Source organism: Dechloromonas aromatica RCB, assembly GCF_000012425.1.
The window spans coordinates 1,073,878-1,100,542 of sequence record NC_007298.1; the positions used below are offsets into that span (position 1 = coordinate 1,073,878).

The 26,665-nt window shown below is 59.8% G+C and carries 26 protein-coding genes; 20 read left to right on the top strand and 6 right to left on the bottom strand.

Annotation, left to right across the window (positions count from 1 at the left end; all coding sequences use genetic code 11):
* Positions 1–9: 9 nt before the first annotated feature.
* Together DARO_RS05115 and DARO_RS05120 are read left to right on the top strand one after the other, a co-directional pair.
* Positions 10–1,473: a Ni/Fe hydrogenase subunit alpha gene (locus DARO_RS05115; protein ID WP_011286747.1), complete on the top strand. Its 1,464-nt coding sequence runs from the start codon at positions 10–12 to the stop codon at positions 1,471–1,473.
* The gene (locus tag DARO_RS05120; protein ID WP_011286748.1) at positions 1,470–1,970 is read left to right on the top strand and encodes a hydrogenase maturation protease; all 501 of its coding nucleotides are present in this window, start codon (positions 1,470–1,472) and stop codon (positions 1,968–1,970) included. The genes DARO_RS05115 and DARO_RS05120 overlap by 4 nt, the downstream gene beginning before the upstream one ends.
* Here the strand turns inward: DARO_RS05120 and DARO_RS05125 are convergent.
* Both DARO_RS05125 and DARO_RS05130 read right to left on the bottom strand, forming a co-directional pair.
* The gene (locus tag DARO_RS05125) at positions 1,967–3,112 is read right to left on the bottom strand and encodes a phosphoserine transaminase (protein ID WP_011286749.1); all 1,146 of its coding nucleotides are present in this window, start codon (positions 3,110–3,112) and stop codon (positions 1,967–1,969) included. The genes DARO_RS05120 and DARO_RS05125 overlap by 4 nt on opposite strands.
* Positions 3,109–4,320 carry a hypothetical protein gene (locus DARO_RS05130; RefSeq protein ID WP_011286750.1) on the bottom strand — a complete coding sequence of 404 codons (1,212 nt, stop codon included), beginning with the start codon at positions 4,318–4,320 and terminating at the stop codon, positions 3,109–3,111. The genes DARO_RS05125 and DARO_RS05130 overlap by 4 nt, the downstream gene beginning before the upstream one ends.
* A 436-nt stretch (positions 4,321–4,756) precedes the next feature.
* On the opposite strand from DARO_RS05130, the gene DARO_RS05135 reads away from it, so the two are divergent.
* The 5 genes from DARO_RS05135 to DARO_RS05155 all read left to right on the top strand — a co-directional run bounded on the left by DARO_RS05135 (position 4,757) and on the right by DARO_RS05155 (position 11,051).
* Positions 4,757–5,743 (top strand): HlyD family efflux transporter periplasmic adaptor subunit, encoded by a 987-nt coding sequence (locus DARO_RS05135; RefSeq protein ID WP_011286751.1) that lies wholly within the window; start codon positions 4,757–4,759, stop codon positions 5,741–5,743.
* Between the two features lie 6 nt (positions 5,744–5,749).
* Positions 5,750–8,512: a ribosome-associated ATPase/putative transporter RbbA gene (gene rbbA, locus DARO_RS05140; RefSeq protein ID WP_011286752.1), complete on the top strand. Its 2,763-nt coding sequence runs from the start codon at positions 5,750–5,752 to the stop codon at positions 8,510–8,512.
* A gap of 2 nt (positions 8,513–8,514) precedes the next feature.
* On the top strand, positions 8,515–9,639 hold the full coding sequence (locus DARO_RS05145; protein ID WP_011286753.1) for an ABC transporter permease: 1,125 nt from the start codon (positions 8,515–8,517) through the stop codon (positions 9,637–9,639).
* 99 nt (positions 9,640–9,738) lie between these two features.
* Complete coding sequence (locus DARO_RS05150; RefSeq protein WP_011286754.1) at positions 9,739–10,452, top strand: hypothetical protein; 714 nt, start codon at positions 9,739–9,741, stop codon at positions 10,450–10,452.
* A gap of 191 nt (positions 10,453–10,643) precedes the next feature.
* Positions 10,644–11,051, top strand: coding sequence for an FKBP-type peptidyl-prolyl cis-trans isomerase (locus DARO_RS05155; protein WP_011286755.1), 408 nt, complete (start codon positions 10,644–10,646; stop codon positions 11,049–11,051).
* Between the two features lie 137 nt (positions 11,052–11,188).
* Here the strand turns inward: DARO_RS05155 and DARO_RS05160 are convergent, their stop codons facing one another.
* Positions 11,189–11,632, bottom strand: a complete 444-nt coding sequence (locus DARO_RS05160; protein WP_011286756.1) for a universal stress protein — start codon at positions 11,630–11,632, stop codon at positions 11,189–11,191.
* 83 nt (positions 11,633–11,715) lie between these two features.
* Here DARO_RS05160 and DARO_RS05165 point away from each other — a divergent pair, with 83 nt between their 5' ends.
* The 8 genes from DARO_RS05165 (at position 11,716) to DARO_RS23260 (ending at position 18,824) form a co-directional block, all read left to right on the top strand.
* Complete coding sequence (locus tag DARO_RS05165) at positions 11,716–13,128, top strand: MBL fold metallo-hydrolase (RefSeq protein WP_011286757.1); 1,413 nt, start codon at positions 11,716–11,718, stop codon at positions 13,126–13,128.
* 35 nt (positions 13,129–13,163) lie between these two features.
* Positions 13,164–14,912 carry an alpha/beta fold hydrolase gene (locus tag DARO_RS05170; RefSeq protein ID WP_011286758.1) on the top strand — a complete coding sequence of 583 codons (1,749 nt, stop codon included), beginning with the start codon at positions 13,164–13,166 and terminating at the stop codon, positions 14,910–14,912.
* A 51-nt stretch (positions 14,913–14,963) separates the two neighbouring features.
* Positions 14,964–15,623: a methyl-accepting chemotaxis protein gene (locus DARO_RS05175; protein ID WP_497463027.1), complete on the top strand. Its 660-nt coding sequence runs from the start codon at positions 14,964–14,966 to the stop codon at positions 15,621–15,623.
* An 18-nt stretch (positions 15,624–15,641) separates the two neighbouring features.
* Positions 15,642–16,382 carry an FprA family A-type flavoprotein gene (locus tag DARO_RS05180; protein WP_011286760.1) on the top strand — a complete coding sequence of 247 codons (741 nt, stop codon included), beginning with the start codon at positions 15,642–15,644 and terminating at the stop codon, positions 16,380–16,382.
* Positions 16,383–16,464: 82 nt separating this feature from the next.
* Entirely contained in the window at positions 16,465–16,911 is a 447-nt protein-coding gene (locus tag DARO_RS05185) for a hemerythrin domain-containing protein (RefSeq protein ID WP_011286761.1), read from the top strand.
* On the top strand, positions 16,908–17,135 hold the full coding sequence (locus DARO_RS05190) for a DUF2249 domain-containing protein (protein WP_011286762.1): 228 nt from the start codon (positions 16,908–16,910) through the stop codon (positions 17,133–17,135). Before DARO_RS05185 ends, DARO_RS05190 begins: the two co-directional genes overlap by 4 nt.
* A gap of 13 nt (positions 17,136–17,148) precedes the next feature.
* On the top strand, positions 17,149–18,447 hold the full coding sequence (locus tag DARO_RS23255; RefSeq protein WP_011286763.1) for a hypothetical protein: 1,299 nt from the start codon (positions 17,149–17,151) through the stop codon (positions 18,445–18,447).
* A complete protein-coding gene (locus DARO_RS23260) occupies positions 18,444–18,824 on the top strand; it encodes a SirB2 family protein (RefSeq protein WP_011286764.1) in 381 nt (126 codons plus the stop codon). Before DARO_RS23255 ends, DARO_RS23260 begins: the two co-directional genes overlap by 4 nt.
* Positions 18,825–18,870: 46 nt before the next feature.
* Here DARO_RS23260 and DARO_RS05205 read toward each other — a convergent pair whose 3' ends face one another.
* On the bottom strand, positions 18,871–20,856 hold the full coding sequence (locus DARO_RS05205) for a sigma-54-dependent Fis family transcriptional regulator (RefSeq protein WP_011286765.1): 1,986 nt from the start codon (positions 20,854–20,856) through the stop codon (positions 18,871–18,873).
* 265 nt (positions 20,857–21,121) lie between these two features.
* On the opposite strand from DARO_RS05205, the gene pedF reads away from it, so the two are divergent.
* The 5 genes from pedF to DARO_RS05230 all read left to right on the top strand — a co-directional run bounded on the left by pedF (position 21,122) and on the right by DARO_RS05230 (position 25,751).
* Positions 21,122–21,550, top strand: coding sequence for a cytochrome c-550 PedF (gene pedF / locus DARO_RS05210; protein WP_011286766.1), 429 nt, complete (start codon positions 21,122–21,124; stop codon positions 21,548–21,550).
* Positions 21,540–22,388 carry a transporter substrate-binding domain-containing protein gene (locus DARO_RS05215; protein WP_011286767.1) on the top strand — a complete coding sequence of 283 codons (849 nt, stop codon included), beginning with the start codon at positions 21,540–21,542 and terminating at the stop codon, positions 22,386–22,388. The genes pedF and DARO_RS05215 overlap by 11 nt, the downstream gene beginning before the upstream one ends.
* Before the next feature lie 9 nt (positions 22,389–22,397).
* Positions 22,398–23,336, top strand: a complete 939-nt coding sequence (locus tag DARO_RS05220; RefSeq protein ID WP_011286768.1) for a beta-propeller fold lactonase family protein — start codon at positions 22,398–22,400, stop codon at positions 23,334–23,336.
* Positions 23,333–23,866 carry a cytochrome b gene (locus DARO_RS05225; RefSeq protein ID WP_011286769.1) on the top strand — a complete coding sequence of 178 codons (534 nt, stop codon included), beginning with the start codon at positions 23,333–23,335 and terminating at the stop codon, positions 23,864–23,866. The genes DARO_RS05220 and DARO_RS05225 overlap by 4 nt, the downstream gene beginning before the upstream one ends.
* Before the next feature lie 391 nt (positions 23,867–24,257).
* Positions 24,258–25,751, top strand: coding sequence for an ATP-binding protein (locus tag DARO_RS05230; RefSeq protein ID WP_011286770.1), 1,494 nt, complete (start codon positions 24,258–24,260; stop codon positions 25,749–25,751).
* A gap of 147 nt (positions 25,752–25,898) precedes the next feature.
* Here DARO_RS05230 and DARO_RS05235 read toward each other — a convergent pair whose 3' ends face one another.
* Together DARO_RS05235 and DARO_RS05240 are read right to left on the bottom strand one after the other, a co-directional pair.
* On the bottom strand, positions 25,899–26,237 hold the full coding sequence (locus tag DARO_RS05235; protein WP_011286771.1) for a c-type cytochrome: 339 nt from the start codon (positions 26,235–26,237) through the stop codon (positions 25,899–25,901).
* Positions 26,238–26,251: 14 nt separating this feature from the next.
* Positions 26,252–26,623 (bottom strand): DUF779 domain-containing protein, encoded by a 372-nt coding sequence (locus DARO_RS05240; RefSeq protein WP_011286772.1) that lies wholly within the window; start codon positions 26,621–26,623, stop codon positions 26,252–26,254.
* Positions 26,624–26,665 lie beyond the last annotated feature (42 nt).

Genomic DNA, 26,665 nt, shown 5'->3' on the forward strand with positions numbered 1-26,665 from the left:
GGTGGCGCTATGACCTACCAACTGGAAACCGCCCAACATCCCGAAACCCTGCGCCGTGTGGCGATCGACCCGGTATCCCGCGTCGAGGGCCACGGCAAGGTCACCATCCTGCTCGACGACCAGAACAAGGTGCATCAGGTTCGCCTGCATATCGTCGAATTCCGCGGCTTCGAGAAGTTCATTCAGGGCCGGCCGTATTGGGAAGTGCCGGTCATGGTCCAGCGCCTGTGCGGCATCTGCCCGGTGTCGCACCATCTGGCCGCTTCCAAGGCGCTCGACATCATCGTCGGCGCCAAGAAGTTGACGCCGGCGGCCGAAAAGCTGCGCCGGCTGATGCATTACGGCCAGATGCTGCAGTCGCATGCCTTGCACTTTTTTCACCTGTGCTCGCCGGATTTGCTGTTCGGTTTCGATAGCGATGTGACCAAGCGCAACATCGTCGGCGTCGCCGCCGCGCATCCGGAAACGGCCAAGCGCGGCGTGCTGCTGCGCAAGTTCGGCCAGGAGGTGATCCGTGTCACGGCGGGCAAGCGGGTGCATGGCACCGGGGCGGTGCCGGGCGGCGTCAACAAGTCGCTGACCATTGCCGAGCGCGACGAACTGTTGAAGGACATCTATCACATCGTCCAGTGGTCGCGCGATGCGGTGCATCTGATCCAGAAGGTGCATACGCAAGACCCGGGGTTGTACAACAGTTTCGGCATCTTCCGCTCCAATTTCATGTCCATCGTCGGCCACAACGGCGACCTCGACTTCTATCACGGCACGCTGCGGGCGCGTGACGACAACGGCAAGATCATCTTCGACGGTGTCGACTACCAGCAGTACGACAAGTACATCGAGGAAGAAGTACGGCCGTGGAGCTACATGAAGTTCCCGTTCTTCAAATCCATCGGCAAGGAACATGGCTGGTACAAGGTCGGCCCGCTGGCCCGCGTGCAGAACTGCAACCAGATCTCGACGCCGTTCGCTGAGCACGAGCGCAAGGAATTCGTCGATTACGCCGGCGGCTCGCCGCTGCACGCTCCGCTGGCTTATCACTGGACGCGGATGATCGAGATGCTGCACGCCGCCGAAGTGATCAAGGAACTGCTGCATGACGACGACTTGCTGTCGGATAACCTGATGGTCGAAGGCGAGCGCCAGATGGAAGGCGTTGGCGTCATCGAGGCACCGCGCGGCACGCTGTTCCACCACTATCGCGTCGATGAAAACGACCTGATCACGATGGCTAACCTGATCGTTTCGACGACCAACAACAACCAGGCGATGAACGAGGCCATCCGCCACGTGGCACGGCGCTACCTGCATGGGCGCGAAGTGACGGAAGGCTTGCTCAACCATATCGAGGTCGCCATCCGCGCCTTCGATCCGTGCCTCTCCTGCGCAACGCATGCGCTCGGCAAGATGCCGCTTGAAGTTGAGTTGGTCGATCCGGACGGTCAGATTGTCCATTCGCTGAGCCGCTCATGATTCGCCCTGTTGTCGTTTTCGCGGTCGGTAATCCCAGCCGCGGCGACGACGCGATCGGCCCTGAGCTCTGCGGTCGGTTGGAAAAATGGCTCGACCATGAAGGACTGGGCGAAAGGGTCGAACTCATCGAAGACTTCCAACTGCAAATCGAACACGCGCTCGATTTGCAGGGGCGCCAACTCGCCCTGTTTATCGACGCCGGCGCCAACACCCCGGCGCCCTACACCTTTCAACGCATCGTGCCGGCCACCGGCAATGCATACACCACGCATGAACTCCCGCCGGAAGCAGTGCTGCAGGTTTATGTGCAGACCGAAAATGCCGAACCACCACCGGCTTTCGTACTCTGCGTGCGTGGTGAGCAGTTCGAACTGGGCGAAGGGTTCTGCGTCGCAGCCGCTCTCCACCTTGATGCAGCGTTCGATCTGCTGACTCGACTCTTGCAGCAGCCGTCACTAGCCACTTGGGTGCAGGCGTCGCGTACAGCAGCGGGTTAATGATTTCCTTTTCCTACACCTGCCACCAACGGCAGGTGATGTGATCGGAAGTTCGCCATGAAATCAGCCAGTTTCTCGACGGCTGATAACTCAAGCCCGTTATAGAGTGAGGCTCGAATGCCGCCGATGCTGCGATGCCCGGCCAGACCAGAAAATCCGGCGGCCAATGCGCTGGCGATAAATTCCGCCTCCAGCGCCGGAGTCGGCAGGTTGAAGGAAACATTCATTTTGGAACGGTCGGCGCGGGCAGCTTTTCCGGCGTAAAAGGCGTTGCTTTCGTCCAGGGCTTGATACAAGGTCTCGGCCTTGCGCGTGTTGATGGCATCCATGGCGGCCAGGCCGCCAATCTGGTCGCGTAGCCAGCGGGTTACCAGCAGGACGACGTAGATGGAAAACACTGGCGGCGTGTTGTAGATCGAATGGGCTTCGATCTGGGTGCGGTAGTCGAGAAAGCCGGGCAGGTTATCCGGGGCGTCCTTGAGCAGTTCATCCTTGACCACCACCACGGTGACGCCGGCTGGTCCGATATTCTTTTGCGCGTGGGCATAGATCATCGAAAAGCGCTCGAAGTCGCCGGGGGCTGAGAGAAAGTCGGAAGACATGTCGCAGATGCGCGGCACGTCGTCGCGTCCCAGAACCCGATGAAACTGCAGCCCTTCAACAGTCTCGTTCGAAACGTAATGGATGTACGGAGCATCGGCGTGGAAATCCAGTTCCTCGTCAGCAGGCAGGCGCCCAAAGCCGCAGGATTCGCCGCTCCATACTACGCGTACCGGGCCTTCGCGTCGGGCTTCGGGCAGTGCCTTGCCGCTCCAGTAGCCAGTGTGCAGGTATTCTGCCGGGTGTGTCTTGCCGGCCAGAAGGGCCATCGGCAGCATGGAAAATTGCTGTGTCGCGCCACCTTGAAGGAATAGCACGTGATAATTTTTCGGCAGCTTAAGTAACTGCCGAACGTTGTCTTCCAGTTCGGCCACCACGGTAGCAAACCAGTCCGAGCGATGGCTGATGCCAAGAATCGACAGCCCGACCTCAGGAACGGCCAGGATGGAGTCTTGCACCTGTTGCAACACGCTTTCCGGCAGTACGCCCGGCCCACCGGAAAAGTTCAGGCCATTCAGCAGGTTTGAGTGTAGCAGGCTCATTTGGCGGTCTCTGTTGTCAGGCTGAATAGAAAGTCTTCAAAAGCCTGCCTGACCTTGCGCATATGGACTTGTTTGTAGGGGAAGATGTCTTCCGGGTCCATCGCGTGCACTACCATGGCGTGGTCAATTTCAAAGATCAGCAATTCGCCATTCCGGGTTTCGGCACAGTCGATGCAGATGTAGTCCAGTTTCGACCGCTGATAAATGGCTGCCAAAGCCGCTTTGTGGTGTTCGGCGAATTCCGCGAAATTGTCCATAAAGCGTGCCTCTTCAGCGCGCTTTTCAGCATTTTCATACATCCCGGCATTCAGATAATGAATCATCCAGTGCGCCGAAATGCCCTCGTGGCAGGCAAAGGGCTGGCCGGCAATCAAGGCAATGCGGAATTTGCGAAACAGCCCGTCATCGCCGCTGTAGTCGATGAAGCGTGACAGGAAAAAGGTCGACTCATCGACCTTGGCTAAATAGTCAGTGATGCCCTGAAGATCATCGACTTTGTCCAGGTCACGTCCTGCATGCGAGCCGACCGGACGCAGGATAATCGGGAATTTGCAGCCATCAAAGACATCATTGATCAGCACTTCTCCGCGAATAATGGCCTGCAGTATTTCGCGGTCAATCTGGTGAGTCGGCGGCATGAGCAGGCCATCTACCTGCTGCAACAGCGCGCTGGCTGTGTCGCGTCCGGTGTTGAAAATGTGTTGTGGTGCGTTGATGACCGGCTTGGACCAATCACTCAGCAGCGGGGCGAGTGCCTTCAGGGTCGAATGGTTCGCCTCTGCATCGCAGATGGCAACCAGCAGCATGTCATGCTCGGGAAGGTTGGCTGGCAGTGGGGCATCTGCCGTAGCGAAGTAATAAAGTAGATCGATGTCGCTGCCTTCAAGCAGGCAATCGATAGGGGTGTTTTCAGAGATGTCTCCCGCCACCATCAGGACCAGCAGGCGAAAGCGGGCAGGCTGCGTGGCCGCAGCAATCCGGTACGAGCGCTGCATGCACAGGGCCTGTTCCTGAATCAACAAGCCATGTTCCCTTTGGCCGATGCAGAAAAATGCCGTGGATAGATTCATCCACAGATGGGCATTTTCCTCATCCTGTCCCGCTTTTTCCAGCAAGGCTTGAGCAATTGGCCGGAGATCTTCTCCTCCAATGCTCAGTCGCAGGAAAGGGGCGAGGCCCAGATAAGCTGTTTCAGCGGGATGGGACATGTCGTAGCGGCTCGGAAAGCTATGGTGCAAGGGGAATATAAGAAAAAACTAGAGGAGGTTAGCACACTAGACATCGTTCACTGCCGGCAAGAGATTGGCTGCATTCTGTGGTTGGTGAAATATTTGAAATGGCAATTTTTTGAATGGCATTTGAAATATTTAGATATTCATATTTCACGACGACTCATTTTGAAATCACAGGAGTCTGCAATTCTGAACAGAGTTCTACGGATCTCTGTGCAACGTTCCCGGTGTCGCCTCAGGTATGGGGGGCAATGATTTGACTACCAAGTTGTTTAAGATTTAGAAATCGATTTTGAGTAATAGGTTGAGAAAAGTACCGCTATTTCCGAGATCCGTAGTGGGCGGATTCTGCTTCGAAGTCTATAATTCAAACAGCTAATGACTCTATGGTCAGTAATCAATTGGGTGTCTCATGAACCGTTCCAGAGTTGGCAAATTTTTGGTTTTTGCCCTGTTTTTGTCAGCGACCGCAGCAACCGGGTTTTACCTCTACCAACATCGTGCGGTGGGCTTGCCAGCCGGCCTCGCTGCCGGCAACGGTCGGCTGGAGGCAATCGAGGTCGATGTGGCAACGAAGGTGGCCGGGCGCCTGAGCGAACTCGGGCCGCACGAGGGGGATTGGGTTGAGGCGGGGACGGTGGTTGCCCGGCTCGATGCTGATGATTTGCGGGCCCAGTTGCAGGCGGCCGAGGCGCAGGTGCAGCAGGCACAGCGGGCCGTCGATGAGACACGGGCCGGAGTGCGCAAGTCGCAGTCCGACGTGGCACTGGCCGGCAAGACGCTGAAGCGTTCCGAGGAACTGGTCGGCAAGGGTTTTATCAGTCGCAACAAGCTGGATACCGATCAGACCGGCATGGAGGGCGCCATGGCAGGCATGGCGCAGGCACGTAGCAAGGTGGGCGGGGCCGACGCCGCTGTGGCGGCAGCCGAGGCCAAGGCCGATAGCCTGCGGGTGACGTTGAACGATACCTCGTTGAAAGCGCCGATTGCCGGCCGTGTGCTTTACCGGCTGGCCGAGCCGGGCGAGGTGCTGGCAGCGGGTGGCAAGGCGCTGACCTTGCTCAATCTGGACGATATGTTCATGACCATCTACCTGCCAACCGACAAGGCCGGGCAGGTCGCCTTGCATGGCGAGGCGCGCATTCTGCTCGACGCCTTGCCGGGGCAGCCGATCCCGGCAACGGTCAGTTTTGTTGCCCCGAAGGCGCAATTCACGCCGCGCGAGGTGGAAACCCGCACCGAACGAGAAAAGCTGATGTTCCGCATCAAGGTCAAGGCCGATCCGGCCTGGCTGGCGGCGCACCGTGACCTGGCCAAGGGCGGCATGCCGGGCGTCGCCTATGTCCGGCTCGACGCCAATGCGCCCTGGCCAGCCAACCTGCAGATCAACGGAAAGTAAGCCACCATGGACCGCGTGCCGGTCGCGAAGTTATCCGCAGTCAGCCATCGCTACGGCGCTGTGGTGGCGCTGGAGGGGGTTGATATTGAGCTGCCGGCCGGTTGTATGGTCGGGTTGATCGGGCCGGATGGCGTCGGCAAGTCATCGCTGCTGGCGTTGGTCTCCGGGGCACGACAGATTCAGACGGGCAAGGTTGAGGTGCTGGGTGGCGATATCGGCGACCGCCATTTTCGTGCCATGGCCCAGCCGCGCATTGCCTACATGCCGCAGGGACTGGGCAAGAATCTGTACCCGACGCTGTCGGTTTTCGAGAATGTCGATTTCTTCGGCCGGCTGTTCGGGCAGGGCAAACGAGAGCGCGAGCAGCGCATCAATGAACTGCTGACCAGCACTGGCCTTGCCCCTTTCCGCGATCGGCCTGCGGCCAAGCTGTCAGGCGGCATGAAGCAGAAGCTTGGCCTGTGCTGCGCCCTGATCCACGATCCCGACCTGCTGATTCTTGACGAGCCGACAACCGGCGTCGATCCGCTGTCCCGTCGCCAGTTCTGGGAACTGATCGACAGCATCCGCGCCCGGCGGCCCGGCATGAGCGTGCTGGTGGCAACGGCCTACATGGAAGAGGCTGAGCGTTTCGACTGGCTGGTGGCGATGGACGACGGCAAGGTGATCGGCACCGGTACGCCGGCCGAACTTCGGAAACAGACCGGGCAGGAGACTCTGGATGGCGCCTTCATTCAGTTGCTGCCTGAGGAACGTCGGCAGGCTCACCATGCGCTGGTGATTCCGCCGCGTGTCGGCGATGGCGGCACCTTTGCCATAGAGGCAGATGGGCTGTCGCAGCGGTTTGGCGACTTTACGGCCGTCGACCGCGTCAGTTTCAAGATCGAACCTGGCGAAATTTTCGGCTTTCTCGGCTCCAATGGCTGCGGCAAGACGACGACGATGAAGATGCTGACCGGTCTGTTGCCGCCAACTGAGGGTGTCGCCAAGCTGTTCGGCAAGATGCTCGACGCCCGCGATCTGGAGACGCGCAAACAGGTCGGCTACATGTCGCAATCCTTCTCGCTGTACGGCGAGCTGACGGTGCGTGCCAACCTCGATCTGCACGCCCGACTTTTCAACCTGTCGGATGATCGGCGAGGGCCACGTATCGCCGAACTGATGGCCCGTTTTGGCCTGGAGCCTTATGCCGACAAGGCGGCGGCCGAATTGCCGCTCGGTATCCGCCAGCGCCTGTCACTGGCTGTGGCCGTGGTCCACGAGCCGAAGCTGCTGATCCTCGACGAGCCGACTTCAGGTGTGGACCCGGTAGCGCGCGACGAATTCTGGGCGTTGCTGGTTGAGTTGTCGCGCCAGCAAGGCGTGACCATCTTCATTTCGACCCACTTCATGAACGAGGCTGAGCGCTGCGATCGGATTTCGCTGATGCATGCCGGCAAGGTGCTGGCCAGCGATACGCCGGCCAGCTTGTGCAAGACACGCGGCGAGCCGACGCTGGAGGCGGCGTTCATCAGCTATCTGGAAGAGGCAACGGGCATTGCCGGCCAGGCTGCCGTGAGCAGCCCGGAAAAGGTGTCCAAAACCGAAGCGGCCGAGGTTGAAACGCCTGATCGCACCAATGGAGCCAGTAATCAGCGGCCGAGCGCCTTCAGCCCGCGCCGCCTGCTCGGCTACGCCTACCGCGAATCGCTGGAATTGCGCCGTGATCCGATCCGCCTGGCTTTCGCGCTGCTCGGTTCGGTGCTCTTGATGTTCGTGCTCGGCTTTGGTATTTCGCTCGATGTCGAAGGGCTCCGCTTTGGCGTGCTCGACCGCGACCAGTCACCAGAGAGCCGGGCCTACATCCAGAATATCGCTGGTTCCCGCTATTTCATCGAGCAGCCGCCCATACTCGACGATGCCGATCTCGAGCGCCGCATGCGTAACGGCGAGTTATCGCTGGCCATCGATATTCCGGCCAGTTTCGGCCGTGACCTGCGGCGCAGCCACTGGCCGGAAGTCGGCGTCTGGATCGACGGTGCCATGCCCTATCGCGGTGAAACGGTGCGCGGCTATATCCAGGGCCTGCATCTCGATTACGTGCAGCAGATCGTCCAGGAGGCGACGGGCCAGACTAGCAGCTATCCGGTCAATATCGTCTCGCGATTCCGCTATAACCAGGACGTCAAGAGCATCTACGCCATGGTGCCGGCGGTCATTCCCATCCTGCTCATCTTCATTCCGGCCATCCTGATGGCGCTCGGCGTCGTGCGCGAGAAGGAACTCGGCTCGATCACCAATCTCTACGTCACTCCGGTGACCCGCCTCGAATTCCTGCTTGGCAAACAGTTGCCCTACATCGTCGTCGCCCTGATCAGTTTCGCGCTGCTCGTCATCCAGTCGCAGATCATGTTCCATGTGCCGATCAAGGGCAGCCTGCTCGCCCTGAGCTTCGGGGCCTTTCTCTACGTCATCGCCACCACCGGCTTTGGCCTGCTGATCTCCACCTTCACCAGTACGCAGATCGCTGCGCTGTTTGGCACGGCGATCCTGACCATATTGCCGACCGTCAGCTTTTCCGGGTTGACGACGCCGGTTGGTGCGCTGGAAGGCGTCAGCTACTGGATCGGCCAGTTCTTCCCGGCCAGCTATTTCCTGATCATCAGCCGCGGCACCTTCACCAAGGCGCTCGGTTTTGCCGACCTGCTGCCGCAATTCATGGCGCTGGCCATCTTCATCCCGGTGCTGACGCTGATCTCGGTCGCCTTGCTTAAAAAGCAGGAGAAATAGCTGTGCGCCTCGCCAACATCTATCGACTGGGGATCAAGGAACTGAAGAGCCTGCGTGCCGACAAGGTCTTGCTGATCCTTATCTGCTGGGCCTTTTCCGGTGCCATCTACACGGCTGCGACCGGCGCCTCGCAGGAGTTGCGCAATGCGCCCATCGCTATCGTTGATGAAGATCATTCGCCACTTTCCCGACGTATTGTCGATGCCTTTTACCCGCCGTATTTCCGCCCGCCGGCGCAGACGACGCTGGCCGAGCTGGATAAGGACATGGACTCCGGGCGCTACAACTTCACGCTGGTCATTCCGTCCAATTTCCAGCACGACGTGCAGGCCGGGCGCAAACCGGATGTACAACTCAATATCGACGCCACGATCATGAGCCAGGCCTTTATCGGCGCCACATACATCAAGAGCATCGCGCTCGGCGAGGTCAACGAATACCTGACGGGCCGACGCGACAGTGCCGAAACACCGATCAAGCTGGCGACCCGTGTGCGCTTCAACCCCAACCTGATCGGCGTCTGGTTCGGCGGTGTCATGGAGGTGATCAACAACGTCACCATGCTGACCATCATCCTGGTCGGTGCCGCCTTCATCCGCGAGCGCGAACACGGCACCATCGAGCACCTGTTGGTCATGCCCTTGTCGCCGGTCGAGATCATGCTGGCCAAGATCTGGGCCAACGGGCTGGCCGTGCTGGTCGGCGTCACCTTTGCCCTGACGGTGATGGTCCAGTATGTCCTCAAGGTACCGATTGCCGGCTCGGTGCCACTATTCCTGGCTGCGGCCGCCTGCTACCTGTTCGCCGCCGCGTCGATCGGCATTTTTCTCGGCACGCTGGCCCGCTCGATGCCGCAACTGGGGCTGCTCGTCATCCTCTGCATCATCCCGCTGCTTATGCTGTCTGGTGGCGTTTCACCGCGCGAAAGCATGCCGCCGATCATCCAGAACATCATGCTCGCTGCGCCGACCACCTATTTCGTTCGTCTGGCCCAGGCTATCCTCTATCGTGGCGCAGGGCTGGAGGTCATCTGGCGTGATCTGCTGGCCATGACCGGCGTGGGGGCCTGCTTCTTTGTCGTGGCGCTGCTCCGTTTCCGCAAGGCGGTCACCCAGACACAGGTCTGAACTGCATCAGGAATTGTTGATGCAGATCATGGGCGAGCGGCTCGCCGAAGCGGATCATTTAAACGACTTGATGTTTCATGGGAAGCGTTCAAAGTCGACATGTTTTTCCTCAGATATATCTTCACGGCGGCTTCGGTCGCCGCCTTTTTGGGTGCTGTCCAGGCGGCTGAAACGGCCGAGCGGCAGTATGTTGCCATCGCCAAACTACCAGCGGACGGTATCAAGGGCAAAGTCGGGCAAATCGTCGAAGTCGATGTCGATTTGTCGGCACCTGGTAGCCTTGAGGTCAACGAGGCGGGCGAACGGCTGGACGTCCTCTACCGCATGTCCTTCAACCAGCTTGCCGAAGGCTGGAGCTGGCAGCCGCTGGCCGACCCCGCGGTCGAAGACTATTACCGCTTCAAATTCCTGCCACTGCAGTCCGTGGCTGATGAGCGCGGGGAATATGTCGCCGAGGACAAGATCGGCACGCCGCAGCAAATGAAAATCAGTTGGCGCTACGACTATTTCCTGGCCTTCGAGAACCTCTACGATTTCTACCCGCGCAAGGTCGATGATGACTCCGGCTTTTCAGCCAACCTGCCGGCTGCCATGGCCGGGCATGTTGGCCTGCGCGCCAAGGCGCGCTTGGTCGAACCGGTGATCAGCGAAAGTACGACGTTCTGGAAGGCGATCTATAGCCGTCCGACCGATTTCACGCTGAAGAAGCGCTATCTGGTTGGCAGGCTCGAGGAAGTCGATTTTGTCGATACAACCAGTGGTGAAGTGCTCTGCCGAATCCAGTCGGGCCAGGAGCGCTGCACGGCGCGCTGATGACAGCCATGGCGTTGATTTTGATTGTCTGTTGCGTTTAAACGAGCGCCGCACTTGGCGTGGGGCGCTCGTTTGGGCGCAAAGCTGGCACCCATTTGTCGGCCTCAGCCAATGCCACCCGATTGCCTCCGAAACAACTTCCCGTTAACGTGCGCCCTCAATCTATTTCCAACCGCAACCAGGCTCCCAACATGCAGAAACACTTTATCGCCAGCGCCGCGCTCCTTCTTGTCCTCTCTTTTCAGGCGGTGGCTGCCGAACCGAAGGAGGAGGTGACCGCCTCTGGAATCAGCATCACGATCCTCAAGGAAGGCGGCGGCGCCAGCCCCAATGCCAGCGATACGGTCAAAGTGCATTATCGCGGCACGCTGACCAATGGTCAGGAATTCGACAGTTCCTACCGTCGCAATGAACCGGCCAGGTTTCCGCTCAACCGCGTGATTCCGTGCTGGACCGAAGGTATGCAAAAGATCAAGGTCGGTGGCAAGGCCAAGCTTGTTTGTCCGCCCAACCTGGCTTACGGTAGCCGGGGTGTAGCGGGTATTCCGCCTAATTCGACACTGGTTTTTGAAGTCGAACTGCTCGACATTGCAAAGTAAGGCAAGCGTCCGCTGAATCAGGCGGCGCATTGCCCAGTTCATGCGTCGCCTGTCAATCGAGCATCATTCTGAAGGCGCAGGCTTCGCGGATTGCCCCTCCGCGGGGGCGACAATGTGCGCCTTAAATCGGAACTTCCTTAGCGGTAAACCAGCACCGGCACTTTGGAGTGGGTCAGTACCTTGTTGGTTTCGCTGCCGAGCAGGAAACCACTGATGCCTCGGCGGCCGTGCGAGGCCATGAAGATCAGGTCGCAGCCGGACTTTTCAGCAGCTTCGATAATCGCTTCGTAGGGTACATCGCTGGTGGCGGTGGTGACGCCGCATTCGACGCCCGCTTCGGCACACATTTTTTGCACTTCACCCAGATATTCGGTGGCCTGCTGGTCGGCCAGTTCGGCAAATTTTTCCGGCGTCGTCGGGTCGATCAGGGCGCCTTCGCCGAAATAGGCGATCGGGTATTCCGGTTTAGCGAAAAATACCGTGATCCGGGCGCCGGTTTCCTTGGCAAACGAGACGGCGCGTTGCGCCGTGGCACGGGAAAGCTCGGATCCGTCGGTCGGGACGAAGATATGCTTGAACATGCTTAACCTCCTGAGATGGTCTGCTGGCGTTGCGTTTCGCCGTATTGAGGTTCATGCTACGCCAAGTCGGGAGGAATTTAAACATGCGTCTCGGATTTCTTGGTGCGGCCGGCGAAGTGACCGGTTCCTGCACGCTCGTTGAAACGGGTGACATCCGTTTTCTGGTCGATTGCGGCATGTTCCAGGGTGGCCCCGAAGCCCGCCAAAAGAACCAGCGTGCGCTCAATTTTGGCTTCGATGTCCGCGAGATCGATTTTGTCTTGCTGACCCATGCCCATATCGATCATTCCGGTCTGCTGCCGCGGCTTTCGATGCTCGGTTATCGCGGACCCATCTACGCCACGCCGGCGACCATCGACCTGCTTGAAGTGTTGCTGCCGGACAGCGCGCATATCCAGGAAAAGGAATCGGAATGGCAGTTGCGCAATCGCCATCGACGCGGCAAGGGTGAGCGCGGCATTGCGCCGCCCTTGTATACCGTGGAACAGGCGCTGGCGTCGTTGAAGCTGCTGCAGCCGGTCAGCTATGGAGAAAGCCTGCAGCCGGCCGAGTCGGTCAGTGTGCGTTTTCACGATGCCGGGCATATTCTTGGCTCGGCCTGGCTGGAGGTGATGGTCAGCAACGAAGGAAAGCCGCGTCGGCTGGTCTTTTCCGGTGATCTCGGCATGTCTGACCGGCCTGTGTTGTACGACCCGGAGGCGCCGCCGGCCGAAGCCGATGTGGTACTGATCGAATCCACTTACGGCGACCGTTTGCACCGTTCGCTGGCGGAGACCGAGGATGAAATCGTCGCTGCCTTCGAGCGGACCAAGGCGGCCAAGGGCAATCTGATCATTCCCTCCTTTGCCGTCGGGCGAACGCAGGAAATTCTTTACATGCTGACCGGTCTGGTCAGGCGCAAGCGGCTATCTCCGCTGAAGGTGTATGTCGATTCGCCGATGGCCAATTCGGCGACGCGGATTACCCTCTCTCACCCAAATCTGCTCGATCCCGAAACCCGCGAGTTGATTGTCTGGCAGCAATCGCATCCAGACAAGATGTACATTGAAGCCGTGGCCGATGTCGAGCGCTCCAAGTCCCTGAATGAGATTCGCAGTGGTGCGGTCATTCTGTCAGCCAGCGGCATGTGCGAGGCCGGGCGGATCAAGTATCACCTGCGTGAAAATCTGCCACGCAGCGAGTGCAGCGTGCTGATCGCCGGTTTCCAGGCGGCAGGAACGCTTGGGCGGCGCCTGGTCGACGGGGCACGGCTGGTCCATATCTTCGGCCAGCCGGTGCCGGTCAGGGCGCGCATTTACACGGTCGGTGGTTTGTCTGCCCATGCCGATCAGGCTGCCTTGCTCAAATGGCTGGGTGGCTTCCACAAGCAGCCGGGAAGAACCTTCGTCGTCCATGGCGAGGCGGGTGCATCTGCCAACTTTGCCCAGGCGATCGGCGAGCAACTCGGCTGGTCTGATGTGCATCTGCCATCCCCCGGTGAATTCGTCACGCTGTAAGATCAATGAAGTCTCATGTACCCAAGGTGAACACGATGTCCAGTAATTCGACAGAGAAGCACAACGGTGTAAATATCCATAGCCTGAGCCCGGTGGAGTCGCTCGGCAAGGCGCTTGGCAACGCAGTTGATCCCTATGGGGTGACGACCTCGATGCTGGCGGCGCAGATGGCCTGGCTGATGCATCCTCAAGAGCTAGCACGGGCCATGAGCGCCTTGTCCGGCGATCTGGTCGAGCTCCAGACGCATGTGATGCATCGGGCGATGGGTCTTCCTTCGGCCGACGTCATCCGGCCCAATGCCGACGACGCACGTTTTGCTGATCCGATTTGGACCGAGTCGGCGACCTGGGACATCGTCAAGGAATGGTATATCGCCTTCACACACCGACTTGAGGACATGTTCTTCGAGACGCCGGGCCTGTCGGACAAAGAGCGTCGCCGCTCCGCCTTCTGGTTGCGCAATTGGCTGAACATGGTGGCACCGACCAATTTCTTCCTGCTCAACCCGGTGGCCATGCGACGCTTCGTCGAAACCAACGGCGAAAGCCTGAAGCAGGGCTGGGAAAACTTCCAGCGCGACGTCAAGGCCAAGAATATCCTGATGGTCGAGCCGGATGCCTTCAAGGTCGGCGAGGATCTGGCGACGACACCGGGCAAGGTCATTTTCCGCAATCGCCTGGTCGAGCTGATTCACTACGCGCCGACGACTGCCAAGGTGCGGGCGATGCCGATCGTGATCATCACGCCGTGGATCAACAAGTTCTACATTCTCGACCTGACGGCCAAGAAGAGCATGGTCAAGTATCTGACCGACCAGGGCTTCTCGGTCTTCATCACCAGCTGGAAGAATCCAGGCGAGGAGCTTTCCGACGTACGCTTCGACGACTACCTGCTTGAAGGTGTCAATGAGGTGGTGAGCGTTGCCAGCGAATTCTGCAAGGTGCCCAAGGTGCATCTGGTCGGCTACTGTATCGGCGGTACGCTGGTCAGTACCTACATGGCCTGGGCCAACAAGCGTTTCGGCCAGGACAAGGTGCCGGTGGCGCACTGGACCTTGTTTACGACCCTGACCGACTTCGCGCATCCGGGTGACATCGACGTGTTCATCGACGAGGCCTGCATTGGCGCGCTCGAAGAGTCGATGGCCAAGAAGGGCTACCTGGATGGCAGCGAAATGGCTTCCTCTTTCCGCATGCTGCGCTCGAATCCGCTGATCTGGCATTACTGGACGCAGAGTTACCTGCTCGGCGAGCCACTAGCGCCGTTCGACGTGCTGTTCTGGAACATGGACACCACCCGTATGCCGCAGGCCATGCATTCGTATTACCTGCGTGAGCTCTACCTCGAGAACAACCTGATCAAGCGTGACAAGCTGAACATCGCTGGCGAGGCGATCGACCTTGATCTCATCGAGCAGCCGCTCTACGCGGTGACGGCTGAAGACGACCATATCGCGCCGTGGAAGCAGTGCTATCGCATCCGCAAGCAGATCAACGTCAAGGCGCCGGTACGCTTCGTGCTGTCGACCTCGGGGCACATCCTGGGCATCGTCAATCCGCCGGTCAATCCACCCAAACGGGCTTACTGGATCGGCGAGCCCGAGCGCAACGAGCACTGGGAACACTGGTTCGACCGCGCCGAGAAAAAGCCGGGCACCTGGTGGGAAGACTGGACCCGCTGGCTGGGCGAGCGCACCGGTGATCTGGTCGATGCCCATCCGGCCGCCAACCGCAAATTCCCCGCGCTGGCGGATGCCCCGGGAACCTATGTGCTGGAAAAATAAATAAATGACAGAACTGTCACGGGCTAGTCGTTTTCGGTACGAATTGGTACATTGCCGGCTGACAAGAAGACCATCGGTGAGACAAATATGACGACTGCCCTGGCGACAACCAACACGAAAGCATCGCAAGCCGGTGTGGACCTGTTGCGCATCGTTCGCATCAACGAGGAAATCAAGTCGGTCGTCGCTGTCGCCTTCAAGATCAACATCATGGCCCTGAACGCGATTTTCCTGGCCAAGCGGGCCGGTACGGCGGCGCGGGGGTTTGGCGTGCTGTCGAATGAACTGCGCGTCTTCTCGCAGGATTTGCGCGATTGCATGGCTTCGCTGACCGGGTTGATTCACGGTTGCGTCACCGAGGTTTCGCTGGTTTTGCAGGATATCCGCCATACCCGTCTGTTGCGTCAGGCCGTGGCGCTCTCGTCCGTGCCCCGAATGGCAGCTGTGCTGGCCGAGCGGGAAATGGAAAATGATCGCCATACGCAGCGCCTGGTCAGTTTGCGCAAGCAACTCAAGCGGGCGCTTGAAGATGCTTTCCAGATGGTCGAGCTGGGCGGTGTGCTGGCCAAATCGGCAAAGATTGAAGCGGCGTACGGGCAGTCCTTTGCCTTGCCGCTGGCCCAGGTATCCGGGGAATTCGACAGCATCGTCGAAGAAATTCGCACCTCGCTGGAGTCGCTCCGCCGTTCCGCCTTTTTTACCGGGAATTGAAAGTAGGGGATCTGATACGTGAAAACGACAAAAACAATCTTTCAGGACGGTAATCACAAATGGGTCGCCATCGTGCGCGATCCGGAGAAGCCGAATTACCTGATCGATACCAACGAGTATCTGGTCACCCATGGCGAGCAGGGGATACTGCTCGATCCGGGTGGTGCCGAAGTTTTTCCCGCAGTTTTCTCGGCGCTGTCGTCAGAGTTCGACCCATCGGCGCTGGCAGCCATCTTTGCTTCGCACCAGGATCCGGATATTTGCTCGTCGCTGGCCTTGTGGCTTGAATTCAACCCCAAGATGCGTTGCTATGTGAGCTGGCTGTGGGCAAGTTTTATCCCTCATTTTGGTGGGACGGCCGACACCTTCATCACGATTCCCGATGAAGGCACCGATATTTCACTGGCTGGTCTGATTCTGCGGGCCGTGCCGGCGCATTACCTGCATTCCTCCGGTAATTTCAACCTGTACGACAAGGTGGCCAAGGTGCTGTTCTCCGGCGACGTTGGCGCGGCTTTGCTGCCACCGGGCGAGGATGGCCTGTTCGTCGAGAATTTCGACACCCACATTCGCCACGCCGAAGGTTTCCACAAGCGCTGGATGGGCTCCAACGAAGCCAAGCGTCGCTGGTGCGAACGCGTGGCGCAGATGGATATCGACATGCTCTGCCCGCAGCACGGGGCGATCTATCAGGGGGCCGACGTGCAGCGCTTCATCAACTGGTTCGACGAATTGCAGGTGGGTATCGTCAGCGCCTGATTGTTTCCGGATTTGACGGCGGTCAAGGTGAGTGTCATGGGCATGCCCCGAGAATGGGGCACCATTCGCAACAGAGCAAACCATGACCACCATCCGCAGTTACATGACCGATGACCATCGCCATTGCGATGATCTGTTCGCCGAGGCCGAGCAGGCCGTCGGCAAGGGCAATCTTGATCTCGCTCAGGCGACCTTCGGCCACTTCCGCTCGGCGGTGCTGGCCCACTTCAATACCGAAGAGACAACGCTGTTCCCGACTTTCGAGGCCAAGACCGGCATGACCATGGGGCCAACCCAGGTCATGCGCATGGAGCACGGGCAAATGCGGGCCTTGATGGAAGAGGCCGCCGATGCACTCAAAGCCGGCAAAACCGAGGATTATCTCGGGCTTGCCGATACCCTGCTGATCATGGTGCAGCAGCACAACATGAAGGAAGAGAACATGCTCTACCCGATGTGCGACCAGCACCTGTCAGCCGAACTGCCGGCCATTCTCGAACGGCTGGAAACGGAACTTCACGAAGAATGACTCATCCGAAAACGCCACATGTCGTCGACGCTCGCTACATGGAGCCGCCCGAACCCTTCGTCGCCACCATGGAAATGCTCGATACCCTGAAGGAGGGCGAAAAGATGCTGCTCCTGCTTTTCCGCGAGCCGCATCCGCTCTACAAGGTGCTGCGCCAGAACGGGCATGACTACGAGGTTGAGCAGGTCGCCGACGGTACCTTTGAAATCCTGATTTCTCGATAAAGCCACCCTGGTCATGCAAGCGGTGATGGCTTTCGAAAACGCACCGCCTTTTGCGGCGCCGTTGCGTTTTTTCCTGACGGCCCCATTGTTTGCCGTGCTGGCTGGCTTGCTGATTGCCTTTGAAGGCCCCGATCTGTTTGCCTCGCGGTGGACGCCTGGCGCCCTGGCGGCCACCCACCTGCTTACCGTCGGTTTCATGCTGCAGGTCATGCTGGGGGCACTGATCCAGATTCTGCCGGTCGTTACCGGCGCCAATCTGAAGCGGCCGCTGGAGGTCGCCCGGATCGTTCATGTCGGGCTTTCAGCAGGAGCCCTGTTGCTGGCCTCCGGATTTTATTCCGGCATTCCCGGGCTGTTGAGCAGTGCGGCGCTGGTTCTGGCGCTGACCGTTTTGCTGTTTCTGGCCGCGACCGTTCTGGCGCTGAGCGGTGTGCCATCGACTAGCCCTACCATTCGTGGCCTCAAGCTGGCGCTACTTGGCTTGGCCGGTGTGGTCGGCCTTGGCGTGCTGATGGCGCTGGCACTGGCCTACGGTTGGGCGCTACCTTTGCCGGCGCTGGCTGATCTGCATGCCGGTTGGGGCCTGGGTGGCTGGGCCGGGGTTTTGCTTGCAGCGATGGCCTATGTCGTTGTTCCGATGTTCCAGCTGACGCCGGGTTATCCGATGCGGGCAAGCTGGTGGTTTCCGGTCGCCATGCTGGGCATGCTGTTGCTATGGAGCGCAGCCGTATTGGCCGACTGGCCCTGGCTGGTGCGCCTCAGCCAGTTTGCTGCCGCGGTGGCCGGCATGGCCTTTGCCGGGTTGACCCTGCGCTTGCAGGCCAAGCGACGCCGGGCGCGGGCCGATGCCACCTATCGCTACTGGCAGCTAGGCCTGTCAGCGAGCATTGTTGCGCTGCTGATGCTGGCCAGCGCTGCCTTGTGGCCGGATGCGGTGGGGGTCGAAGGCTGGACGCTGGTCTTCGGTGTGCTGCTCGTTGCTGGCGGCTTTTTGCCCTTCATCGCCGGCATGCTGTACAAGATTGTTCCCTTCCTGGCCTGGCTACATCTGCAGGAGTGCGGCAAGGCCAAGGTACCGGCGCCCGCCATGAACAAGTTGCTGCCCGATGTCGATACACGCCGGCAGATGCTGGCCTACGCAGCGGCATTGCTGTTGCTGCTGGCCACCGTTCCGTTCGCCGGCTGGCTGGCCCGGCCGGCCGGACTGGCCTTTGCCGTGGCCAACGGCTGGCTGTGGTGGAACCTGGCGAGCGCTATCCGCCGTTATCGTCAGGCCGAAATCGATATCGCCCGGAAACTCGCCGCCAAGTGAGCTATCTCGCCCTCAAGCATCTGCACGTGACCTGCGTCGTACTCAGCGGCCTGGGTTTCTGCCTGCGCGGCTGGTGGATGCTGACCGAATCGCCGATGCGCCAGCACCGCCTGACGCGAATCGTGCCGCACATCGTCGATTCCCTGTTGCTGGGCAGCGCGCTGACCATGGCCTGGCTGAGCGGCCAGTACCCATTCGTCAATGGCTGGTTGACCGCCAAGTTCTTTGGCCTGCTCGCCTACATCCTGCTCGGCATGATGGCCCTGAAGCGCGGCCGGACCCTGGCGATGCGCCGGCGTTACTTCGGCCTGGCCCTGCTGGCCTACGTTTATATCGTTAGCGTGGCGCTGACCCGTAACCCGCTGGTTTTCCTCTGACCGATAGATCGCGATGCGCCCACCTTGGCAGGCGCATCGGTGGCTTCTACATCCGTCCCAGCTTGCGGTACAGCGTGTTGCGGCTGATGCCGAGTTGGCGGGCCGCCGACGAAATGTTGCCGCCGGCTGCTTCCAGTGCTCGCATCGCAGCTTGGCGGCTGATCGCATCCATGCTGTTGGCGCCTTCGAGAGGTGCGGCGGCCCATGGGTCGTAGGCTGGAACGCTGGCGGTCGCGGCGAGCGGGGAGGATTCGAACAGTTCTTCCGGCAGATGGCTTTCGGTGATCAGGGTTTCATCATCGTCGAGTAGCGCAATGGCGACGCGGATGACGTTGAACAGCTGGCGGATATTGCCCGGCCAGCTGTACCCTTCGATAGCTTGCAGCGCGCCTTCGGAAAACTTGACCGGACCACCACGTGCGGCGATTTCGACAGCAGCCAGTTTGGCGACCATGGAACGGATGTCGGTTCGTTCGCGCAGGGCGGGCAGGGTAACGCTCATGCCGTTCAGGCGGTAATAGAGATCTTCGCGGAAGGTGCCGCGGGCGACTTCTTCGCGTAGTTTGCGGTGCGTGGCACAGACCAGCGAGATATCGACCTGGATCGAACGTGTGCTGCCCAAAGGTGTCACGCAGCGTTCCTGCAGCACGCGTAGCAGGCGGGCCTGCAGGTTGAGCGGCATGTCGCCGATTTCATCGAGGAACAGCGTGCCGCCATGGGCCTGCTGAATCTTGCCCGGGGCGCCTTCCTTGCGGGCGCCGGTAAAGGCGCCGCCCTGATAGCCGAAAAGTTCCGATTCGATCAGGGTTTCCGGAATGGAGGCGCAGTTGAGCGCGACGAAGGCCTGGTCACGACGCGGGCCGCTGTTGTGGTAGCCCTTGGCGAACATTTCCTTGCCGGCGCCGGATTCGCCCTGGATCAGGATGGGGATGTCGCGACCCAGCATGCGGCGGGCGCGGTCGATGGCCGCCTGCAGGCGGGGGTCGCCGGTGTTCAGGGTGTCCAGCGTCAGCGTTGGTGCGGCCGCGGTTTCGGCGCGGCGCGGCGCGCGTTGCGGCAGGGGCTCGTCGAAAACACGCCCGGCCACGGCCAGCGGCGGCAACTGACCGCGCAGCTGGACGTTGATGACCTTGCCGCTGACATTGATTTCGCAGGTGCCCTGAGAGTTGTGGCGCAGACGGTCGACAAGGGCGGACAGGTTGCTCTCGAAGACCATGGAGAAATCGCGGCGCACGGCGTCGACCTGGCGGATGCCGAGAATCTCGGTGCCGTTGCGATTGATCGCCAGTACCTGACCATCCGGCGAAACGGCGGCGATGCCTTCCTTCGGGCTGCCCAGATAGTCGGGGCGGCTATGGAAGCAGACCAGGATGTCGCGGGCGTGAATCGATTCGAACAGGCGCTTTTCGACAATGGCCGAGGACAGGCGGACCAGGCCCAGCGTGTGGCGTTGATGGCTGCGGTAGTCGCCGGAAATGTCGAGGACGCCGATCAGACGCCCATCCGGACCGAAGATGGGGCTGGCGCAGCAGGTCAGGAAGCCGTTGTGTTCGATGAAGTGTTCGCCGCCAAGGACGGCGACCGGGGCTTCTTCGGAAAGCGCGGTGCCGATGGCATTGGTGCCGCGCAGGTTTTCATCCCACGAGGCGCCGGCGGACAGTGCGACACGATCAGCCCGGTTGACGAATTCCGGGTCGCCGACGGTTTCCAGCAGCAGGCCGTTGGCGTCGGCCAGGATGACCATGCTGCCCGAGTCGCGAATCTGCTCGAAGACATGCTCCATGATCGGCCGGCCCTGCATCAGCAGATAACGGTTGCGATCCTGTTCGGTTTTCAGGGCGACGCGATCCATTGCTTCGGTGGCCGGTGTCAGGCTGAGTTCGCCCAGACCAAAGCGCCGACAGCGCTCCCACGAACGGAGAATCAGCGGGTCGATCAGACCCTCGGGCAAGCCGCCCTGATCAAAGAATAGTTGCCTTGCCTGTTGCAGGCGCTGGTCATGGACTTCGGCCAGCATTTGAATTTGTCCCATCTCGCCTCCGGTACACCCAGAATTTATCGTTGTTGTTTTGTTGCTTCATAACGTAACACCTGCCCTTTTTATAAGCAATGAAGCGAGCAGTGCGCTGCAGAGTTTAGCAAGTGGCGTGCCAGTGTTTAATTAGTCATCCTGTTTTTTCGTATCTCCGGAGAGCCCCTGTTGCCCATGCCTGATCCGCCGGCTGACATCACCTGGCACAGGGATTGCAGACAGCTACTCACAAAAGTAGCAACCCGCAATCAAACAAGGAGACATTGTGAAACATCCCTTCCGAAACCTCGGCGCGGTAGTCGCCGCTCTTTCCATCTGTGCAGTGGCGCCGCAAGTCTTTGCTCACGGCGACGTTACGCCGCAAGCTGTGGATACGACTGGCTTGAAATCCGTCGGCAGCGAATGGCTCAAGAGCAACCCATACCGCAAAGATAAGACCGCAATTGCCATCGGCAGTTCGGCATTCAACCAAAATTGCGCTCGCTGCCATGGTCTTGGCGCAATTTCTGGCGGCATCGCGCCGGATCTCCGCTATCTGCCCCTGGGTGACGAGGGCGATGAAATTTTCCTGCAACGTATTCGCCATGGTGCCGTGCGTGATGGCCGCGTCTATATGCCGCCGTTCGAAGGTGTCTTTAGTCAGGAAGCGATGTGGACAATCCGTAGCTGGCTGGAAACTGTCCATGAAGAATGATCGCCGCCTGTGGCTGAAGGCGCTCGCCGCCTTGCCCGTTTTCTCTGCACTGCCGGCCATGGCTGACGGTCTTGAAACCATTCGCCAGCGCGGCCGCTTGCGTGTCGCCGTCTACAACGACTTTCCGCCCTATGCCATGGCAGGCGGCAAAGGCATCGATGCCGACATCGCCCGGGCCATTGCCGGCAAGCTTGGCCTGATGGCCGAAATCGTTGGCTACAACGCCGACGAGGACATGAACGACGACCTGCGCAATATGGTCTGGAAAGGCCATTACCTCGGCACCCAGCCCTCCGATGTGATGATGCATGTGCCGGTCGACGAGCATCTGGCTCGTGCCAACGACAAGGTCCGCATCTTCGGCATCTACCACCGTGAAACGCTGGCCCTGGCGCGTAATCCGCAGCGCGTGCCGCAAGCCTTGGCTGGTTCGGCGGCGGTGGCGCTGGAAATCTTCACCCGGGAAAAAATCGGTGTCGAAACGACTTCGCTGGCTGATTCATTCCTGCTTGGCGTCTTGAATGGTCGTCTACGTGAGAACGTCGTCCATTTCAAGAGTGTCGCCGAGGCCGCCAAGGGCATGGCCGAAGGCAAGGTGGCCGCCGTTCTGGCGCCGCGCGCCGAGCTGGAGGCCGCGCTCAAGGGGCAGGACAAGGCTGTCATCGACAGCCCGCGCTTTGCCGAGCTGAAAGTCGATAACTGGCCGCTCGGCATGGCCGTCAAGGTCGAGGAGCAGGCCTTGGCCGAAGCCATCGGTTCGGCTTTGGCTGACTTGAAGAAGGATGGAACCATCGCCGACATCTTCAAGCGCCACGGCATTTCCCACCAGCCAGCCTGAAAGACGACCATGCGACTGATCAGCGTTGTTTCTGCTGCCGTTCTGGCGGCCTTCGGCGGGCTGGCCTGGGCCGGACCTCTGGCCTACGTGCCCAATGAAAAATCGGCGACGGTCAGTGTCATCGACACCGGCACTGACCAGCGACTGTCCGATCTTGCCGTTGGCCAGCGTCCGCGCGGTATTGCCGCCGGGTCGGGGCATCTTTACCTGACCGATGGCAAGACTGGCAGCCTGCTGATCGTCGATACCACGGCCGGCAAGCTGGAAAAGAGTGTGCGGCTCGGCGACTCGCCCGAGGGCATCAGCCTGTCAGCCGATGGCAAGCTGCTTGCCGTGGCGGTCGAGGACGATAACGCGGTCGTTTTGCTGGCGGCGCCACAGGGCAAGGAACTGGCCCGGATCAAGGTGCAGGGCAAGAATCCCGAGCATGCCGTGTTCAGCCCCGATGGCCGTTGGCTCTACGTCAGCGCCGAGGAAGCCGAGCAGGTCGATGTTGTCGATGTCGCTGCCCGCCAGCAGGTGGCCAGCATCCCGGTTGGCAAGCGGCCGCGCGGCATCGGCTTTTTGCCTGACGGCAGCCGGGCCTATGTCGCCAGTGAAATGGCCGGCAAGGTCTACGCCATCGATGTGGCGCAGCGCAGCGTGATCGCCGAAATCGCCGCCGGCCAGTACCCCAACGGGATCGCGGTGCATCCGGATGGTCAGCGGGTGTTTGTCTCGAATGGCCGCGACGGTTCGGTGATGGCGATTGATGTCGCCAGCAATACGGTCATCGCGACCATCGAAGTCGGCAAACGCCCTTGGAACATGGCGATCACACCGGATGGCAGCAAGCTCTACGTGGCTAACGGCCGCTCTGGCACCGTGTCGGTCATCGATACCGCCGCTTACAGGAAACTGGCCGATATTGCCGTCGGCGAATTACCGTGGGGAGTGAGCATACGATGAATACCCAACGCTATACCCTGCCGGCCATCCTGTTGCATTGGGGGCAGGCTGTTATTGTGCTGTGGCTGCTCTGGCTGGGCTGGACCATGACTGATCTGCCCAAGGGCGCCGAACGCAGTGCCGCCTACAGTCTGCACAAGTCGCTTGGGCTGCTGATGCTGGTGCTGGTGGCGCTTCGTCTGCTCTGGCGGGCCAGAAATCCGGCGCCCGCGCCGGTGGTCAGCGGCTGGGAAGGCAAGGTCGCGACCGGCACCCATCACCTGCTCTATGTCTTCCTGGTCATGGCGCCGCTGGCCGGCTACCTCGCTTCGTCGTTCACGCCCTATGCCATCAAGTTTTTCGGCGTTGAAATCCCCAAGGCAGGCTGGCCGGATGAGGGCCTGAACGCCGCATTCAAGCTGCTGCACGTCACCTTCGTCTGGGGCGGTGCCGGTCTGATTGTTCTGCATGTGGCCGGGGCATTGAAGCATGTGTTCAAACGCGACGGCGCCATTGCGCGCATGTTGCCCGGTGGGCTGTTCCAAAAATGAACAACTGCTCCATGGAGGAGCAGTGCAACTCTTCCTAAAGTAATAGATGTTGCTACGGCCAATAGAAATAAATCGTCAAAAATGAAAACCAATGCCACCCTCGGGTGGCATTTTTATTAGTGGCTTGCTTGCGAGATATGGCGAGGGGACGTTTTTTTGAATACCTGGCTATGAGATGATTGGAGGTTTGCCATGGATTAACTTCGTATCACTTTGATGCGATGGATTTCAATCCGGGTTTATCCGTGGTATTACTTATGTCATATGGTTTTGCCGCTCCTGTCACCCCAGGTGCTTGGCAATGACAGAGGGCAGGGGGGCATTCAATGTTTGAGGGCGCTGTGAACGAGTATCTACCTATGGCTTTTCGGCGCCATTGCGGTGCGATGAGATGACTTCGACCCTGGATGATATTTTGTCGGTTGCGCCGGGAATCACCGACCGGAATGAAGCAGTGCGCGAGCAGCGGCATCGCTACCGGGTCCGAATGCTCTCGGCCATCAGCATCAGCTACCTGATCGATTGCCTGCTGCTGTCTCTGTTTTTTGCAGCGGGCACCGTTCCGGTACAAGTGCCGGCACTCTATGGCCTGGCGGGGCTGGGTCATGTGCTGATCTTGTCCTTCTTGCACTGGGTTGGTGTCAGCGATCGGGTCCGAAGCTCGCAAATGACCGAATGGCAGATGATCTATGCCATTGCTGTTCAGTTGTTTTTCGTGGTCTGGGCGCCGTCGATTGCGACCTATTTCCTGTCGATTATTTTCATCATCTTCGGTTTCGGGGCCCTGCGCATTTCGCTGCGTAGCGCTGTCATCATGTGGGCAATGGCCATCGTGGCCACCGGTGCCGTACTGGTGATCTTCCGCGGGGAGCGGGTTGGCGTCGCGCATCCATCGGCTTTCGAGTCGGTCGTTATCCTGAGCAGCTTCGCGCTGGTTCTCCTGCGCTGCATCCTGCTCGGCTACTACGCCTCGCAGCTACGGATCCGCATGTTCAAGAAGAATGTCAATCTTGCCGAGGAGATTGCCGAGCGGAAATGTATGGAGGCTGAACTTGAGCGGCATCACCTGCATCTCGAAGAACTGGTCGCCCAGCGGACGCGGGCCTTGTCCATCGCCAAGGAGGCTGCGGAAACCGCAAATCGGGCCAAGAATACTTTCCTGGCGACGATGAGTCATGAATTGCTGACGCCGCTCAGCGGGATCATGGGCATTACCGAATTGATGAAGCGCAATGCAGCAGATGCCACAACCCAAAATCAGCTGCTCAAGATGGGCGACGCCCAAAACCGTCTGCTCCACGTGATCAACGGCATTCTCCAGCACAGCAAGCTGGAAGCCGGACGCCTGACCCTCGAATGCAACGCTTTTTCCCTGAGCTCGATTCTCAAGTGGGTTTCATCGCATCTTCATCCCCTCGCGGATGAGAAGGAGATCGCCTTGGCGGTGGCTGATCTCTCAGGCTGGGATGGTGTCGAGTTCTTTGGTGATTCGGCACGTATTGGCCAGATCGTCAGCGAGTTCGCGGCCAACGCCATCAAGTTTACCGAGCGTGGTGGCTCGGTCAAGGTGGCTTGCGAGGTCGTGGAGGTCCCCGGCGATGCAGTGCTGTGCCGGTTTGCCGTTTCCGATAACGGAATTGGCATTTCTCCCGAAAAGCTGGACAGGGTCTTCAACTCCTTCGAGCAGGTCGACGGTTCCTTCTCGCGCGCCTACGGTGGCCTTGGCCTTGGGCTGGCCATCTGCAAACAGCTGGCCGAACTGATGGGGGGCAAGGTGGGGGCAGTGAGCAAGCCGGGGGTTGGTAGCACTTTCTGGTTTACGGTTCGCCTGCTGAAGGATTCGAGTACTGCGTCGGCCCGTTCCTCAGCCCAGAAGCAGTCTTAAGCCACTCTTTCCTCGGCGGTTCCGACGGGGCGCCGACGGCTCCTGTCGGCAGCCCCTCGGTTTCGCATCGATGGCCTGCGGCCATTCTTGTTGGGGAGTTTGCTGTTCTCCCTTCATTTGCGCTGAAACCGTGGCGCGGTGGTCCTTTTACTCCAGCGCCAGAACCCAGTGAATCGCCGCTTTCAGGTCGTCATCGCTGATCTTGTCAGCCGGGTGGGGAATCATCGCCACCTGGCCCCAGTTGCCGGATCCGCCGTGGCGAACCTTGTCGAAGAGCATGGCCGGCGCCTTGGTGTCGCCCTTGTACTTGGCGGCGACGTCCTTGTAGGCTGGGCCGACACGTTTGGTATCGACGGCGTGGCAAGCGACGCAGCGGGCTTTCTTGACGATCGCTTCGCCGTCGGCGGCCTGGGCCTGCGGAGTGGCAATGAGGATGACAGCCGCGGCAAGGCCAAGCAGCAGGGAATTGGTCAGTTGCTGGTTCATGGGTTTTCCTTTGATTAAACGAGGCCGGCCGCCTGCAGTTCGGCCCATTCGGCATCGGTGAACAGTCGCGAACGGGTATGGAAGGCCTTTCCCGTCGAGCCTTCGAGCGAGAAGGTACCGCCCTGGCCATCAATGACATCGATGATCAGTTGCGTGTGCTTCCAGTATTCGTACTGCGAGGCGCTGATGTAGAAGGGCACCCCGCCGATGTTGCCAAGATGGACGTCGTAGGCGCCAATGGTCAGGTCGGTGGGCAGGTAGCAGTTGGCGGCGCTGTTGTCGCAACAGCCACCGGACTGGTGGAACATCAGTTCCGGGCCGTATTGCTGTTTCAGGAGCTCGATCAGCTCGAGCGTTGCCGGGGTGGCAATGACGCGGTCGACCATGTGAATCTCCTAAAGAACGGTGTTTGAAAAAATGGGGGCGGT